The organism is Amycolatopsis sp. CA-230715 (genome assembly GCF_018736145.1).
Lineage (GTDB): Bacteria > Actinomycetota > Actinomycetes > Mycobacteriales > Pseudonocardiaceae > Amycolatopsis.
This window is the reverse complement of sequence record NZ_CP059997.1, coordinates 5,620,745-5,636,223: the sequence shown is the minus strand read 5'-3', so window position 1 is coordinate 5,636,223 and position 15,479 is coordinate 5,620,745. Positions and strand designations below refer to the sequence as shown.

Below are 15,479 nucleotides of genomic sequence, written 5' to 3'. Positions count from 1 at the left end.
ACGACGAACTCACGCCGGCACATCTAGGATCTTCCCCCGTGACCGCGACACTGACCCGCCCGCACGGGGATGATCCTGAGGTGTTGCGGCCGCCGTCGGATCGTGAGGCGGCGTTGCTGGGGAGTCCGATGCCGCAGGATCGGGTGCGGGCGCTGGTCGTGACGATCGTGCTGACTCTGATCGGCGGGTTCGTCCGGTTGCAGAACCTCGGCGTCCCCACCGACAAGGGTTCGCCCGTCTTCGACGAAAAGCACTACGTCCCGCAAGCGTGGCAGGTGCTGCGCAACGGCGGTTTCGAAGACAACGCGGGCTACGAGCTCGTGGTGCATCCGCCGTTGGCGAAGCAGTTGATCGCGGTGGGTGAGGCGTTGTTCGGGTATGGGGGGTGGGGGTGGCGGATCGTGCCCGCGATCGCGGGCACGGTGTTGATCGCGTTGACGGTCGTGATCGCGCGGCGGTTGACGCGGTCGACCTTGTTGGGTGGGATCGCTGGGGTTTTGGTGATCTGCGACGGGGTGTTGCACGTGCAGTCGCGGATGGGGATGCTCGACATCTTCATCGCCGTGTTCGCCCTCGCCGCGTTCGCGTGTCTGCTGCGGGATCGGGACCAGGTACGGGAGCGGCTGGCGACCGCGGTGCGCCAGGGCTGGGTGCACGAGACCCGGTTCGGTCCGAAGCTGGGGTTTCGGTGGTGGCGGTTCGCGGCCGGGCTGATGGTCGGGCTGACCTTCGCGATCAAATGGTCCGGCCTGTACTACATGGCGGCGTTCGGAGTGTTGTGCGTGGCCTTCGACGTCGCCGCACGACGCGCGGCCGGGGTGGAACGGCCCTGGGTGGGCACACTCCGCCGCGATGTCGCACCCGCGCTGTGGGCGATCGTCGCGATCCCGGTGTTGACGTATCTGGCTAGTTATTGGGCGTGGTTCGCCAGTGAGACCGCTACCGACCGCTACTACACCGAGATCAAGAACGTCGACCCCGGACTGTTCGGGTTCCTGCCCGCCGCGCTGCGGTCGCTGGGCGAGTACACCGCGAACGTGCTGCACTTCCACGCCACCCTGTTCACCCCGAAAGACCACCCGCACCCGTGGGAGTCCAAACCCTGGACCTGGCCGATGGGCCTGCGCCCCATGCTCTACTCCTATGAGTCCGGGGCGTCGGTGTCGGGGTGTGGCGGGTCGGAATGCGTGCGGGCGACCATGCTCATCGGCACCCCCGCCCTGTGGTGGCTCGCGCTGCCCATGCTGGGCTGGAGCCTGTGGCGCACCCTGTTCCGCTTCGACTGGCGCTACGCCGCGGTCACCGTCGGCTACCTGGCCGGGCTGCTGCCCTGGTTCATCAACCTCGACCGCCAGATGTACTTCTTCTACGCCACCCCCATGGCCCCGTTCCTCGCCTTGGGCCTGACCCTCATCTGCGGACAGATCCTCGGCGCCGCCCGCCGCGGCGCCGAACGCCGCGGCACCGGACTACTCGCCATCGCCCTCTACACCGGACTCGTCGTCGCCAACTTCGCCTGGCTCTGGCCCATCCTCAACGCCGACCCCATCACCACCACCCACTGGCAAGCCGAAATGTGGCTCCCCTCCTGGCGATAGACACCCCCACAAGCCCCGAAAGTGGCCTTCGGGGCGGTAGATGCCCCGAAGCCACCTTCAGGGCATGGCAGGATTTCCTTGGGGCGAAAGGACTTCCGCGAAGGCGGAGATCGCGGCACTAGACGCCCTGAAGGTCACCTTCGGGGATTTCCCCGTCGGCCTCCGAAAGAACTCAGCGCGGCCAGTGCTGGGTGGGTTTGCGGTATCGCGTGGCGCCTTCGCCGGGTGGCGGTCCCTGCCGCGGGGCGGGGCCCGGCGGGCCCTGACGCTGGCCGCCGCGGGCGGGGCCGTCGACACGCCGGGTCGCGCCGTCGACCTGCGGGATCGCGCGCGTCAGCGGGCCTTCCGGCGACTTCCCCGAGCGCGCGAGCCAGCCTTCGACCTCGCGGCGCACCGCGTTCAGCGTCGGGCGGCGGCGCGGGTCGTTGTCCAGTGAGGCGATGAGCAGGCGGTGGTGCGCGGTCCGCTGCGGCAGCTTCGACACCGGTTCCGACCGCGCGGCGGCCATCAGCGCGGCCATCGGGGTCTCGCGGGTGCCGCGCGGGGGCTGGCCGGACAGCGCGTAGCTGACCGTCGCGGCGAGCTGCCACGCGTCGGAGGCCGGGCTCGCCGGTGCGCCCGCCGCCGTTTCCGGGGCGACGAAGTCCGGGGTGCCGATCATCATGCCGGTCGCGGTGAGCGTCGAATCGCCCTTGCTGCGGGCGATGCCGAAGTCGATGAGGTGCGCGAGCCCCTCAGGGTCGACGATCACGTTCGACGGCTTGATGTCGCGGTGCAGCACGCCCTTCTCGTGCGCGGCGACGAGCGCGCCCGCCATGGTCGCCCACAGCCTGCCCGCGGCGATGTCGTCGAGCGAGCCCTCGGTGTCCACCACGGTCGCGAGCGCCTGGCCTTCGAGGTACTCCATCACCAGCGCGAGCCCGTCCGGCTCCTCCACGAGGTCGTACACGCGGACGCAGTGCGGGTGGTTCACCACGGCGAGCGCGCGGGCCTCGCGCTGCATGCGCTGTTCGGTGTCCCGGTCGGGTGCGTGCGCGATCTTGAGCGCGACCGTGCGCCCGAGCTGGGTGTCCACCGCCTGCCACACGGTGCCGAAACCACCGGCGCCGAGCTGGCGGACCCGTCGGTACCGGCTGCTGCCCGCCGCGCCCGATCCCGGCGGTACCGGTACCGGGCCGGGTACCGCGGCCAGTTCCTGCTTCGGCGGCTCCGCGAGCGCCGTCGGCGGGTTCTGCCGCACAGGTTGCCTCGGCGGCTCCGGTTCGGGTTTCGGGCGCTCCGGCGGCCGTTCCGACCGGCTGATCACCGACCACGGCGGCGGGCCGACCAGCGCGATGAGCACGACCCCCAGCAGCGTGAACGGGACGAACCCGAGCCAGAAGTGGACCGCGGTGTTCGCCTCCATCCCGCCGGAGAACACCACGAACGCGACGTAGGAGAGCCAGAAGAAGCGGCCGGGCCACTTCGGGCCGCGGCGGAAGATCGTGCGGCCCTGCAACATGATGAACAGCAGGCCGAGCGCGGGCAGGCCGACGAGCGCGCCGAGGTAGTAGAAGTAGGCGAGCTTGTCCTTCGACGGGAAGAACACCGCCTCGAAGACGTTGCGCCCGCCGCCGAGGTAGCTCTTCTGGTCGCCGATGAACCCGCAGAAGTCCTGGCCGAGTGTCTTCAGCTCGGCACCGGAAAGCCCGCCGGAGCCACCGGCGAACGCGGCGCGGTAGGTGCTGGAGACGCCGTTGGCGAGCAGCCAAGGGAAGACCAGCACCGCGACCAGTGCGATGACCCCGATGACGGCGAGCGTGGTCGGGTCGTACCGGTTCCCGACCCACTTCCGCATGATCGCGACGACGATGCCGCCCGCGATCGGGAACAACGCGATGAGCGCGCCCGCCGTGCTGGTGGCCCAGACCCAGTCGCCGAAGCAGATTCCGGGCCCGAAGATCTGGTGCGCAAGGGACAGCAGCCCGCTCGCGAAGGTGTCCACGGCGTGCCCCTCTCCCTGTGTCGGCCGCCCGCTACTACCGAACCACAGTACGTGCGCGGGCCGTTAGTCAGGTCACGGCTTCGGGACCCACACGAGCGGAGCCACGCGTTCCGCTTCCACCCGCCAGCGTTCGCGCCGGTGGGCCAGCACGACGACGGCGAGCGCCCCGCTGCTGACCACGGCCGCGACCACGACGAACAGGACCGACTCGCCGAGCCCGGCGAACACGACGCCGAGCAGGCCGCCCACCACCACGAGCAGCCCGAGGCCCAGTGCCCGCGCCTGGTGCGCCCACGTCCAGCCGCGCCCGGCGGACACCTCGGCGAGCAGTTCGCGCGCCGCGGCGTTGAGCCGTTCGTCGTCGACCTGGAGCTGCAGGATCCGGTTGGCCACGTGCTCGCACACCCGCAGCTGGTGCGCGCTGGTGATGACCGGCCGCTGTTCCCTGGTCAGGCTGCGCACGTCCCACGCGAGTGCTTCGAGCGCGTTCGCCAGCCTCACCCGTACGGCCGAGTCCTCCGGATTCGCGCGAAGATCGTTCTCCAGAACCAGAACGATCCGTTCCGCTTCACTCGCTGTGGCACCGCGTTCGACACTCATGGCGTTCTCCCGGAAACGGTCCTCTGCCGTAAGGCGTCATGCTACTGTGGGTGCCCATTTCGTCCGCGAGCTGCCAGTGGGAGGCCCACGATGCCAGCGGGCGGGAGCCAGCTCAGCACGTCCAAGCTCGCACTCGCCGTCGCGGCGGGGAACCTCGTGGTGTGCGGCGCGATCGGCACCACGCTGCTCTTCGTGTCCACAAAGGACGAAAGCGGTACCGCGGTCGCGGCGACGAGCGCGTCGATGACGGTTGAAGCCACGCAGCTGAGCCAAGTTCCCAGCAGCGCGGCGTCCTCGAGCAGCAGCGAAAGCCCCTCGTCTTCGGCGAGCGCTCCGGTCTCCGGGCCGGGCGGGATCGCCACGGTGCTCCCGGCGGGCTGGACAGCGCAGCCGAAGGACCAGTACACCGCCGAGGCCCGCGATCCCGCCGACAGCACCAGGTTCGTGCGCTTCGGGATTTCCGCGCCGAGCACCGCGTCGATCATGGCGGTGCACACCGCGGGCGAAAAGGACTTCATCCGGCGGTACCCGAGCTACTCGCGGCTCCGGCTGGAGGAAACCCCGGTGCGCGGGAACGACGGGCTCGTGTGGGAGTTCGAATACATCGCGGCCGAGGGGCAGCGGCACGTCCGCGTGCACTACTGGCGCGCGGGCGGCACCGAATACCTCGTCTACGCCTCGTCGAAGGCGGAGCAGTGGCCGTCGACGGAACCGATCCTGAACGCGATGCTCGACCACTCGACCCCGTGAAGGCTCCTGTGACGACCGACGACACCACCCGCTACCTCTGCGCCGCGCCCCATCTGGATCGGGACTACGCCGACGAAGCGATCCGCGAGTTCCTGGTCGAACCGACACGCCCGATCCCGCCCTCGCCGGGGTTCGACTCGACGAGCGTGCTGATGGAGGCGATCGCCGCGCGGACGCGCCGGAAGCTGCGCGACGGCGCGCTGGCCGTGCTGATGGCGGTGTGCGTCTACACCCTGTGGGACAGCCCCGTGACGTGGGTGTGGATCCTCCTCGCGGTGCTGATGTGCGCTTACCGGGTGTGGACGAGCGGGTTGCCGCTGCGGAAGATGCTCGGGCGGACGCTCGGGCTGCTGCTGGCCGTCGGCTTGCTGTACGCGCTGTGGTACGCGCTGAGCGAATCGCTGCTGACCGAGTTGTTCGGCGGCCGGTCGAGTCGACGGCACAGCGACACCACGTTCATCGGCGCCTCGCCCGCCGACACCGCGTTCGGGCTGAGCGCGCTGGGGCTCGCGCTCGCGGTGCTCGTCGTCGACCGGGTCGCGGTGTGGCGGCTGCTCACCCGCCGCTTCGGCAGGCTGTCGCGGAACCAGCCGCGGCCCGATCCGCTGCTCGAGGAACGCCCGCTGCGTTCGTGGAGCCCGCCGTCGTTCGTGCGGCAGCTCGTCCGCCACCAGGCGCACGCGAACCTGCCCGCGGAGTACGACGGCGTCGCCCAGCTCGTGGTGCACCGCGGGTACCTGCCGTTCGTCGGCTCCGGGCGCGTGCGCGATCCGTGGTCGATGGTGCTGCCGCTGGAGCCTGGCGAAAAACCCGAAGAGGCCACCGAGCTGACCACCACCTCGTTCTACCGGCGCGTCCGGGCGGAAATGGCCGTGCTGCAGGAAAGCACCGGCCTCTCGCCGAGCATGCGGCTGCGGGAGCTGAAGATCATCGACGCGGTGTTCGCGTCCTCTTCGGAACTGATCGACCACCTGAACGAACCGGCCGCGGTCGCCTATCTGTCCGGTTTGGACAGTCCGCCGAACCCGTTCCTGCCACCGCAGGAGGTCGAGCAGCTCCGCGCGCTGCCGAGGGAGTGGTCGCGGTACTACCTGTGCTTCCAGCTCGAAACCTGGGACCGCGACCTGGTGCTGTCGATGTACCTGCACGCCGCGGTCGACGACAGCACGCTCTATCTCGAGTGGACGCCGTGCGTGCTGACCCCGGTCGACCCGGAGTACCAGTCGATCGACAAGCTCAGCCGGAGTTCGGCGCGGGCGTGGGGGCAGGCGTTCGGCCGGTGGCTGCGGCTGCCGGTCACCGTCTTCGGCCGGTTGCGGCACACGCTGCGGATCATCCGCCCGCGGCCGTCCGATCCCGGCATGCTCGACGCGGACCGCTACGGCGCGCTGCGCACCCTGCGGGAAATGGCCGCCGCGCCGGACGTCCTCGAATACTTCCAGCTGCTCGACGTCGAGCGCTACGAGAAGATCCTGCACAGCAGGCTGATCCCGGCGATCAGCCGGGTGCTGCGCGAAGCCGGGTACTCGCCCGCCCAGTTCGAACGGCGCGCGGCTCAGGTCGTCAACCAGGTCAACATCCACGGCGCGAACTACGGCGCCTTCAACGTCAGCGGCACCACGACCGGGCCCATGAGCGGCGCGGCCGTGGGCGCGGCGGAGGGGGAAACCCATGAGTGACAAGGTCGAAATCGGCGGCGACAACTTCGGCGCGTTCACCGTCGGCGGCAAGGTCGAAGGCGCGATGAGCGGGGCGACGGTCACCTCGGGCACCGGCAACACCGTCACGACGGCGACCGATCTCGTCGCCTTGCTCGACCGGTTGCGCGCCGAGGTCGCGGCGGCGCGGCCAGCGAAGCAGGAAGTCATCGAGGACAGCCTCGCCGATCTCGCCTCGGACGCGGAGAACCTGCGTGACGGCAAGGAAGTCAGCGCCGAGGTCGCGCGGTCGCGGTGGGCCAAGGCGAAGGGTCTGCTCGCCGGGGTCGCGCAGGTGACCGAGATCGTCGCGAAGATCGGCGAACACGTGCAGAAGCTGTTCGCGAGCTGAGCGGAACGCGCCCTCAGCGGTCATGATGAAGGTCGTTGGCATCCCGGCGCGAGGAGGCGGCGAATGGTCGTGGTGAACGGTGGCAGCGGCGCGTATGCCGAGGCGTTCGAACGCAGTGTGTCCGATCGGGACTCGTTCTGGCTCGAAGCGGCCGGAGCGATCGACTGGACGCGGCGCCCGTCGCGCGCGCTGGACGCGTCGAATGCGCCGTTGTACCGCTGGTTCGGAGATGGAGAGCTGAACACGGCGTACAACGCGCTCGACCGGCACGTCGAAAACGGCCGCGGCGAGCAGCCCGCGCTGATCTGGGACTCACCGGTCACCGGCGGCAAGCGGACCTACACCTACCGCGAACTGACCGACGAGGTCGCGAAGTTCGCCGGGGCGCTGGCTTCCCTCGGCGTCGAAAAGGGCGACCGGGTGATCATCTACCTGCCGATGGTGCCCGAAGCCGCGATCGCGATGCTGGGCTGCGCGCGGATCGGCGCGGTGCACTCGGTGGTGTTCGGCGGGTTCGCGCCGAAGGAGCTGGCGGCCAGGATCGACGACGCGAAGCCGAAGGTGATCGTGGCCGCCTCGTGCGGGATCGAACCGACGCGGGTCGTCGAGTACCTGCCGATCATCGACTCCGCGCTCGCGTCCACGGCGCACCAGCCGGACAAAGTCGTTGTGCTGCAACGCGAAGCGGCCCGCGCCGAACTGGGCCCGCGCGACGTCGACTGGCAGGAGCTGGTGGCGGGCGCCGCCCCGGCCGATCCGGTGCCGGTGGCCGCGACGGACCCGCTGTACGTGCTCTACACCTCGGGCACCACCGGCAAACCCAAGGGCGTGGTCAGGGACACCGGCGGGCACGCGGTCGCGCTCGCGTGGTCGATGGGCGCGGTCTACGACGTGCACGCGGGCGACGTCTGGTGGACCGCGTCGGACGTCGGCTGGGTCGTCGGGCACAGCTACATCGTGTACGCGCCGCTGCTGATCGGCGCGACAACCGTGCTATACGAAGGAAAACCGGTCGGCACCCCGGACGCGGGCGCGTTCTGGCGGGTGATCGCCGAACACGGGGTGCGCAAGCTGTTCACCGCGCCGACCGCGCTGCGCGCGATCAAGAAGGTCGACCCGGACGCGGCCGAACTCGCGAAGTACGACCTGTCGGCGTTCGACACGCTGTTCATGGCGGGCGAGCGGCTCGACCCGGAAACCTACGAATGGGCGCACGCCAAGCTCGGCACCCCGGTGATCGACCACTGGTGGCAGACCGAAACCGGCTGGCCGATCTCGGCGAACCTGCGCGGCCTCGACCCGATGCCGGTCAAGCCGGGCTCGTCGACGGTGCCGGTGCCCGGCTGGGACGTCCGCATCCTCGGCCAGTCCGGCGAAGAGCTGCCCGCGGGGCAGGAGGGCGCGATCGCGATCAAGCTGCCGCTGCCGCCCGGTTCGCTGCCGACCCTGTGGGGCGACGACGAGCGGTACGTCGAGGCCTACCTTTCGCGGTACGAGGGCTACTACCTCACCGGCGACTCCGGTTTCCGCGACGAGGACGGCTACCTGTTCGTCATGGGGCGCACCGACGACGTGATCAACGTGGCTGGCCACCGCCTGTCCACCGGTTCGATGGAGGCGGTGCTCGCCGCGCATCCCGCGGTGGCCGAATGCGCCGTGATCGGGGTCAGGGACCAGCTCAAGGGCCAGCTCCCGCGCGGGCTCGTGGTGCTGAAGTCCGGTGTGGACATCGACGAGGAAACCCTGCGCGCCGAACTCGTCGCCGCCGTCCGCCGCGACATCGGCCCCGTCGCCGCCTTCCGCGATGTGTCCATTGTGGACGCGTTGCCGAAGACGAGGTCGGGCAAGATCCTGCGGAAGACCATGCGCGGGATCGCCGACGGCAGGGAGGAACCGGTGCCGTCCACCATCGAAGACCCCGGGGTCCTCGACGCCCTGCGCGCGGTCCTGCGCGAAGGTTAGGGCCTTCATGCCCCGAAAGTGCCTTTCGGGGAACTCAACGCCCTGAAGGTCACTTTCGGGGCATTGCCTCCGCGGCGGTCGAGCGCGCGAGGGGTGCGGTCGCGGCGTCTAACGCCCCGAAGGCCGCCTTCGGGGCACGAGCAACCCCGGCCCGCACACCCACGAGGGCCGGGAAAGTGGCGTCAGAGTCCCCGAAGGTGGCCTTCGGGGACCGCGCGAGGGGCCGTCGGCCACGGCACAATGGCGCCATGGACTCCGAAGCCAGGCGTGCCGCGGTGGTCCCGCTGATCGCATTGGCGAGCTGCCGCGACTTCCGCGACAGGGCGGATGCCGGAGTGGCGCTGGCCTCCTTCGCCGAGCTACCCGAAGCCCGTGAGGTACTGGCCGAACTCGTGCTCGACGCCGAGGACACGTTCGTCACCCGCGCGACCGCGGAAGCGCTCTTCCGGCGCCGGGACGGCATCGGACTGGCGATCGTCGCGTCGGCGCTCGCCGACGCCGATCCCAACCATGCCGATTGGATCTCCACGGCAGCGGAGGACGTGCTCGGTGTGCTGGCAGAGGACCGCGACACCGCCGCGCTGACCTGTGAATCGTTTCTCGAAGTGCCGGATGGAAGAGTACGCCTCGGCGCGCGCCGTCTCATCGCGACGATCGCCGGAATCACCCCGGTCCTTTCCGCATCGGAACAGCATTCAGCCGGGTAGGGCACCGAAGCGGGCCAGTACGTGCCACAGCCGCTTCACGAGTTGCTCGTCGTGCCCCGCCCGCGCGGCGGCACCGATCGCGGTGGCGTCGAGCCATCCGTCCACGGCGGCGGAAAGCCCGAGGCGGACGACTTCGGGCCCGCGGTAAGCCTCGCACCGGGCCAGGGCGTCGACGCCCAGCCGGAATCCGTGGTGCCATTCGACACGGCACGGCAGCGCGGAAGCCAGCTCTTCCACCTCGGTGCCGCGGAAGCACGGATCGAGCACGAGCGCTTCGACGTCGCGGGACAGTGACACGGTCCCGTGCACCTGCGCCTCGACGTAGTCGTCGAGCGGGTCCGCCGAATCGGCGACATTCGACGACAGTGCGGAAAAGCGCGAAGCGACGCCGAAGTCGACCGGGGAGAACACGCTGTCCGGATAGCAGAAAGTGGTGCGGGAAAGGGTTTCCCCGGTGAGCCGGAAATGCGCCGACCCGAACCGGGGAGCGGCTCCCGCCGCGCGCCGGAGGTGGTTCAGTGCGCCGTATTTCGGCCGCGACGAAGCGGGCGCGCCGTCGTAGGCGGTGCCGAAGATCCGGGACTCCCAGCGCCACCGGTCGCCGCCAGGGTGCGCGGTGAGCCCGCCGTTGCTGGTCCCCGTTTCGAACTGGGAACGGTAGACGCCGTCCCTGGCGAGCGCCGCGAGCACCGGGATGCCGCGCGCGAGCCGGTCCGGGTGGAAGTTCAGGCTGACGCGCAGCGAAGGGTCGAGCGGATCACCGGAAGACGCTTCGGCGACGTGCCGGAGCGCGCGTTCTTCGGAAGTACCGCACATAGCCGCACGCTAGGCCAAAAAGGATTGCCCGCACCACTGGAATACCCGTGAACAAAGCACGTGAACAGACGGTGTCCGGACGCGCACGGTACGCTCGTAGTCCGATTGGGCGTTGTGATGTGGTCCACATTGGTCTATACCTTTACGGACTCTTCTCTTCCCTGACCGGAGGTGCTCCGTGAGGAAGCGCTTGTCCACAACCGGCCTGCTGGGCACGGCCGTGCTGAGCCTGGTGGCCCTCGGCCTTGCCGCACCGGCCGCCACCGCGGAAACCGCGCAGCCGTCCACCGCGCAGGTCGCCAAGGACGTCCAGCGGCAGGTCACCGACGTGATCCCCGCACCCGTCGAAGCCAAGGCGGACCCGAAGTCCGACTTCTGGATGTCACCGCTGACCGTCATCCGCGCGGGCAAGGGCGCGGAGAAGGTGGCCGACTACCTGCGCGGCCTGCTCCGGCCCGCGACCGGCTACCCACTGCCCGTGCTCTCCTCGAGCTACGGCCTGCCCGCCATCTCGCTCGAACTCGGCCACGCCGACCAGCGCGTCGGCACCGAGGGCTACCAGCTCAAGGTGGCCAAGACCGGCGTGACGCTGAAGGCCAACACCGACGCCGGGCTCTTCGAAGGCGTGCAGTCGCTGCGCCAGCTCTTCCCGGCGAATGTCGACAAGAAGACCTTCCAGTTCCAGGGCTGGAAGGTCTCCGGCGGCACGATCCTGGACTATCCGCGGTTCGGCTACCGCAGCGCGATGCTCGACGTGGCGCGGCACTTCTTCAACCCGGACCAGGTCAAGGCCTACATCGACCAGATCGCCCAGTACAAGATCAACAACCTGCACCTGCACCTGGCCGACGACCAGGGCTGGCGCATCGAGATCAAGAGCTGGCCGCGGCTGGCGACCTTCGGCGGCCAGGGCGCGGTCAACGGCGACCCGGGCGGCTACTACACGCAGGAGCAGTACAAGGACATCGTGAGGTACGCCGCTTCGCGGCACATCACGATCGTGCCCGAGATCGACATGCCGGGGCACACCAACGCGGCGCAAGCCTCCTACGCGGAGCTGAACTGCGACGGGGTCGCGCCACCGATGCGCACCGACATCGAGGTCGGCTACAGCTCGCTGTGCATCGGCAAGGACATCACCTACAAGTTCGTCGAGGACGTCATCCGCGAACTCGCGGCGATCACGCCGGGCAAGTACCTCAACATCGGCGGCGACGAAGCGCACGCGACGCCGCCAGCCGACTACAACACCTTCTACCAGAAGGTTTCCCCGCTGGTCGGCAAGTACGGCAAGCTGATCACCGGCTGGCACGACATCGCCAAGACGAACCCGCCGACCTCGGCGCTGCCGCAGTACTGGGACACCAAGAGCACCAACGCCGACGTCGTCGCGGCGGCCGAGCGGGGCAACAAGATCCTGTTCTCACCGGCCAACAAGGCGTATCTGGACATGATGTACAACCCGCAGAGCCCGCTCGGCCTGCACTGGGCCGGGTACGTCGAGGTGAAGGACTCCTACGACTGGGACCCGAGCACGTTCCTGCAGGGCGTTTCGGAGAACCAGATCGCCGGTGTCGAAGCTCCACTGTGGTCGGAAACGCTGGTGAAGAGCGAGCACATCGAGTACATGGCGTTCCCGAGGCTGCCCGGCATCGCCGAGATCGGCTGGTCGCCCAAGGCGTCCCACAACTGGGACAACTACCGCGAGCGGCTCGCGAAGCAGGGTCCACGATGGACCGCGCAAGGCATCGATTTCTACCGGTCACCTCAGGTCGACTGGAAGTGATCGGTTAAGCCGTCGCCTCGGCGAGGCGGCGGCGCATGCCCTCAGCTGCCAGCCGATACGGGCGATTTCCCCCGTGCAGCACCGAATCGGCGTTCGCCGCACGGCCGAGGGCATGGAGTTCGAAGGACAGCTGGGCCACATCGCTCCCCGAGGCGAGGTGGCCCAGCTGTTCCGCTTCACGCAGGCTTTCCTCGATGAGCACGGCGAACCGGCCGCTCGCGGCGGCGACGGCGTCGTGCACGCGGCCGGTGCGGGCGTCGTATTCGGCGGCGGTGTTGAAGAAGAAGCACCCGCCGGGGAAGATCCGGCGCTCCGAATAGGACAGCCAGTTTTCGCACAGCGCCCGCACTCGCGGCAGGCCCGGCCGCTTCGCCAGTGACGGATCCACCACATGTTCGGCAAACACCGCCGACGCGGCGTCGATCGTGGCGAGCTGGAGGTCCTCTTTGGACCCGAAGAGCGCGAAGACGCCGCTCTTGCTCAGCTTCAGGTCGGTGGCGATCCTGCCGAGCGACAACCCGTCGAGTCCTTCGACCGACGCGATGTCGACGGCGTGGGCGAGCACCGCCCGCCGGGTCGCCTCGCCGCGGAGCACCCGCCCGTCAGGCAAAGCGCGCCACCTTGGCGCGAAGGCCGTCGCGGTACTGCGGCGACAAGTCGGGCGTGCCGAGCACCCGCTCGGCGAGCTGGAGGAACGCGTCGCGGTGCTCGGCCGAGAACCGCGCGGGATTCCCGAACGACACGAGGTAGGTCTCCTCGATGGTGGGCGCGTTCTCGTCGCGTTCCTTCAGCGCCATCACGCCGTTCGTCGGGACGGTGCCCGTGCGCAGCACGCGCAGGTACCAGCCGCTGCGGCCGGAATCGATCATCGCGGGCGTGATGTCCTTGCGCCCGGTCTTCATCGCGAGCTTGAAACACGGCGTCCGCGGCTGGCTGACCTGCACGAGCGCGTCGCCCCATGCCCACACGTCACCGATGCGCACGGTCTTCTCATCGGCGCCCGCCGTCGACACGTTCTCACCGAAGCCCGCGACCGAGACGTCGAAGTCCTCGGCCACCCACGCCGGGTAGTGCTCGGCGGGGTAGGCGTAAACCGCTTTGTCGACCCCGCCGTGCACCGTCCGGTCGGCCTGGTCGTCACCGGCGAGGTTGATCTCGCCCAGTGCGATCTCGGCCGCGCTCACCGGGGATTTCGTGATCCCGCTGAGCACCTCTTCCCGCCCGTGGACGCCGAGCACGCTCGGCTTCCCGACGTACACACCTTCGACCCGAAGTTCCGTCACGAGCCGATATTAGCACGACCGTTCGTACAGTTAGCCGTCCAGCTCCGCGACCTCCTCGTCGGTCAGGAGGCGGGAGCGGATCAGGAAGCGCACGCCTTCGGGCGCCTCCAGCGAAAACCCGCTCCCGCGGCCCGGCACGACGTCGATCGTGAGGTGCGTGTGCCGCCAGTACTCGAACTGCGGGCCCGACATCCACACCGGGACCTCGCCGGCGCCGTCGACGGCGAGATCGCCGAGGTGGACGTCGGACTGCCCGGTCCGGAACTCGCCCCGCGGGTAGCACATCGGCGCGCTGCCGTCGCAGCACCCGCCGGACTGATGGAACATCACCGGCCCGTGCGCGGCGACCAGGCGACTCAGCAGTTCGCCCGCCTCCTCGGTGATGGCGACCCGCTCGGCCATCAGAAGAACCCGAGCGCCTGGTCCGAATAGGACACCAGCATGTTCTTCGTCTGCTGGTAGTGGTCCAGCATCATCTTGTGGTTCTCGCGGCCGATCCCGGACGCCTTGTAGCCGCCGAACGCCGCGTGCGCCGGGTAGGCGTGGTAGTTGTTCACCCACACGCGACCGGCCTGGATGTCGCGGCCCGCGCGGTAGGCGACGTTCCCGTCCCGTGACCAGACACCGGCGCCGAGCCCGTACAGCGTGTCGTTGGCGATCTTCATCGCGTCGTCGTAGTCGTCGAACTTCGCGACCGAGACCACCGGGCCGAAGATCTCCTCCTGGAAGATCCGCATCTTGTTGTCGCCCTCGAACACCGTGGGCTGCACGTAGTAGCCGCCGGACAGCTCGCCGCCGAGGTCGCTCCGCTCGCCGCCGGTGAGGACCTTCGCGCCCTCCTGCTTGCCGATGTCTATATAGGACAAGATCTTTTCGAGCTGGTCGTTGGACGCCTGCGCGCCGACCTGCGTCTCGGTGTCGAGCGGGTGGCCCTGCTTGATCTTCTTCACCCGCTCCACCGCGTCGCCGAGGAAGCGGTCGTAGATCCCGGCCTGGATGAGCGCGCGGCTCGGGCAGGTGCAGACCTCGCCCTGGTTGAGCGCGAACAGCGCGAAGCCCTCCTGCGCCTTGTCGTAGAAGGCGTCGTTCGCCGCGGCGACGTCGTCGAAGAACACGTTCGGGCTCTTGCCGCCCAGTTCGACGGTCACCGGGATGATGTTCTCGCTGGCGTACTGCAGGATCAGCCGCCCGGTGGTGGTCTCACCGGTGAACGCCACCTTCCGCACGCGCGAGCTCGACGCGAGCGGTTTGCCCGCCTCGACGCCGAACCCGTTGACGACGTTGAGCACGCCGGGCGGGATGAGGTCGCCGATGATCGAGAGCAGCAGGTGGATCGACGCCGGGGTCTGCTCGGCGGGCTTGAGCACGATCGCGTTGCCCGCGGCGAGCGCGGGCGCCAGCTTCCAGGTCGCCATGAGCAGCGGGAAGTTCCACGGGATGATCTGGCCGACGACGCCGAGCGGCTCGTGGAAGTGGTAGGCGACCGTGTTGTCGTCGACCTGGGAGATGCCGCCTTCCTGGGCGCGCAGCGCGCCGGCGAAGTAGCGGAAGTGGTCGATCGCGAGCGGGATGTCCGCGGCCAGCGTTTCGCGGACCGGCTTGCCGTTTTCCCAGCTCTCCGCGACGGCGACCGCTTCGAGGTTCGCTTCGATCCGGTCCGCGATCTTCAGCAGCACGTTCGCGCGTTCCTCGGCGGAGGTCCTGCCCCACGCGGTCGCGGCGCCCTCCGCCGCGTCGAGCGCGCGCTCGACGTCGTCACCCGTGCCGCGGGCGATCTCGGTGAAGACCTCCCCGGTCACCGGCGTCGGGTTCTCGAAGTACTGGCCGTTCGACGGCGGGACGTACTCGCCGCCGATGTAGTGGTCGTAGCGGGATTGGTAGCTGACGACGCTGTCGGGGGTGTTCGGTGCCGCGTATTTCGCCATGGCTCCTGCCTCGTTACGG

Annotated in this window: 14 protein-coding genes; 7 read left to right on the top strand and 7 right to left on the bottom strand. The window is 69.3% G+C overall.

The features are described from left to right. Positions 1–38 precede the first annotated feature (38 nt). Entirely contained in the window at positions 39–1,598 is a 1,560-nt protein-coding gene (locus HUW46_RS27065) for a dolichyl-phosphate-mannose--protein mannosyltransferase (RefSeq protein ID WP_215541616.1), read from the top strand. A 172-nt stretch (positions 1,599–1,770) separates the two neighbouring features. Here HUW46_RS27065 and HUW46_RS27060 read toward each other — a convergent pair whose 3' ends face one another. Then, the gene (locus HUW46_RS27060; RefSeq protein WP_215541615.1) at positions 1,771–3,582 is read right to left on the bottom strand and encodes a protein kinase domain-containing protein; all 1,812 of its coding nucleotides are present in this window, start codon (positions 3,580–3,582) and stop codon (positions 1,771–1,773) included. A 72-nt stretch (positions 3,583–3,654) separates the two neighbouring features. After that, positions 3,655–4,182 carry a hypothetical protein gene (locus HUW46_RS27055; protein ID WP_215541614.1) on the bottom strand — a complete coding sequence of 176 codons (528 nt, stop codon included), beginning with the start codon at positions 4,180–4,182 and terminating at the stop codon, positions 3,655–3,657. 90 nt (positions 4,183–4,272) lie between these two features. Here HUW46_RS27055 and HUW46_RS27050 point away from each other — a divergent pair, with 90 nt between their 5' ends. The 5 genes from HUW46_RS27050 (at position 4,273) to HUW46_RS27030 (ending at position 9,650) form a co-directional block, all read left to right on the top strand. Then, positions 4,273–4,932, top strand: coding sequence for a hypothetical protein (locus HUW46_RS27050; RefSeq protein ID WP_215541613.1), 660 nt, complete (start codon positions 4,273–4,275; stop codon positions 4,930–4,932). An 8-nt stretch (positions 4,933–4,940) separates the two neighbouring features. Further along, positions 4,941–6,611 carry a hypothetical protein gene (locus HUW46_RS27045; RefSeq protein ID WP_254124942.1) on the top strand — a complete coding sequence of 557 codons (1,671 nt, stop codon included), beginning with the start codon at positions 4,941–4,943 and terminating at the stop codon, positions 6,609–6,611. Then, entirely contained in the window at positions 6,604–6,981 is a 378-nt protein-coding gene (locus HUW46_RS27040) for a hypothetical protein (protein ID WP_215541611.1), read from the top strand. The genes HUW46_RS27045 and HUW46_RS27040 overlap by 8 nt, the downstream gene beginning before the upstream one ends. Positions 6,982–7,044: 63 nt before the next feature. Then, the gene (locus tag HUW46_RS27035; RefSeq protein ID WP_215541610.1) at positions 7,045–8,943 is read left to right on the top strand and encodes a propionyl-CoA synthetase; all 1,899 of its coding nucleotides are present in this window, start codon (positions 7,045–7,047) and stop codon (positions 8,941–8,943) included. A 248-nt stretch (positions 8,944–9,191) separates the two neighbouring features. Next, positions 9,192–9,650: a hypothetical protein gene (locus HUW46_RS27030; RefSeq protein WP_215541609.1), complete on the top strand. Its 459-nt coding sequence runs from the start codon at positions 9,192–9,194 to the stop codon at positions 9,648–9,650. Here HUW46_RS27030 and HUW46_RS27025 read toward each other — a convergent pair. Then, positions 9,639–10,466, bottom strand: coding sequence for a DUF3626 domain-containing protein (locus tag HUW46_RS27025; RefSeq protein ID WP_215541608.1), 828 nt, complete (start codon positions 10,464–10,466; stop codon positions 9,639–9,641). The two genes, HUW46_RS27030 and HUW46_RS27025, sit on opposite strands and share 12 nt — an antisense overlap. A 178-nt stretch (positions 10,467–10,644) precedes the next feature. Here HUW46_RS27025 and HUW46_RS27020 point away from each other — a divergent pair, with 178 nt between their 5' ends. Next, positions 10,645–12,252 (top strand): beta-N-acetylhexosaminidase, encoded by a 1,608-nt coding sequence (locus HUW46_RS27020; protein WP_215541607.1) that lies wholly within the window; start codon positions 10,645–10,647, stop codon positions 12,250–12,252. A 4-nt stretch (positions 12,253–12,256) separates the two neighbouring features. Here the strand turns inward: HUW46_RS27020 and HUW46_RS27015 are convergent, their stop codons facing one another. Genes HUW46_RS27015 through exaC form a run of 4 tightly spaced genes read right to left on the bottom strand, consistent with a single transcriptional unit; the run spans position 12,257 to position 15,460 of the window. Then, the gene (locus tag HUW46_RS27015) at positions 12,257–12,862 is read right to left on the bottom strand and encodes a TetR/AcrR family transcriptional regulator (RefSeq protein ID WP_215541606.1); all 606 of its coding nucleotides are present in this window, start codon (positions 12,860–12,862) and stop codon (positions 12,257–12,259) included. Next, the gene (locus tag HUW46_RS27010) at positions 12,855–13,535 is read right to left on the bottom strand and encodes an MOSC domain-containing protein (protein ID WP_215541605.1); all 681 of its coding nucleotides are present in this window, start codon (positions 13,533–13,535) and stop codon (positions 12,855–12,857) included. The genes HUW46_RS27015 and HUW46_RS27010 overlap by 8 nt, the downstream gene beginning before the upstream one ends. A gap of 30 nt (positions 13,536–13,565) precedes the next feature. After that, a complete protein-coding gene (locus HUW46_RS27005; protein ID WP_215541604.1) occupies positions 13,566–13,937 on the bottom strand; it encodes a DUF779 domain-containing protein in 372 nt (123 codons plus the stop codon). Beyond that, positions 13,937–15,460: an acetaldehyde dehydrogenase ExaC gene (gene exaC, locus HUW46_RS27000; protein WP_215541603.1), complete on the bottom strand. Its 1,524-nt coding sequence runs from the start codon at positions 15,458–15,460 to the stop codon at positions 13,937–13,939. Before exaC ends, HUW46_RS27005 begins: the two co-directional genes overlap by 1 nt. Positions 15,461–15,479 lie beyond the last annotated feature (19 nt).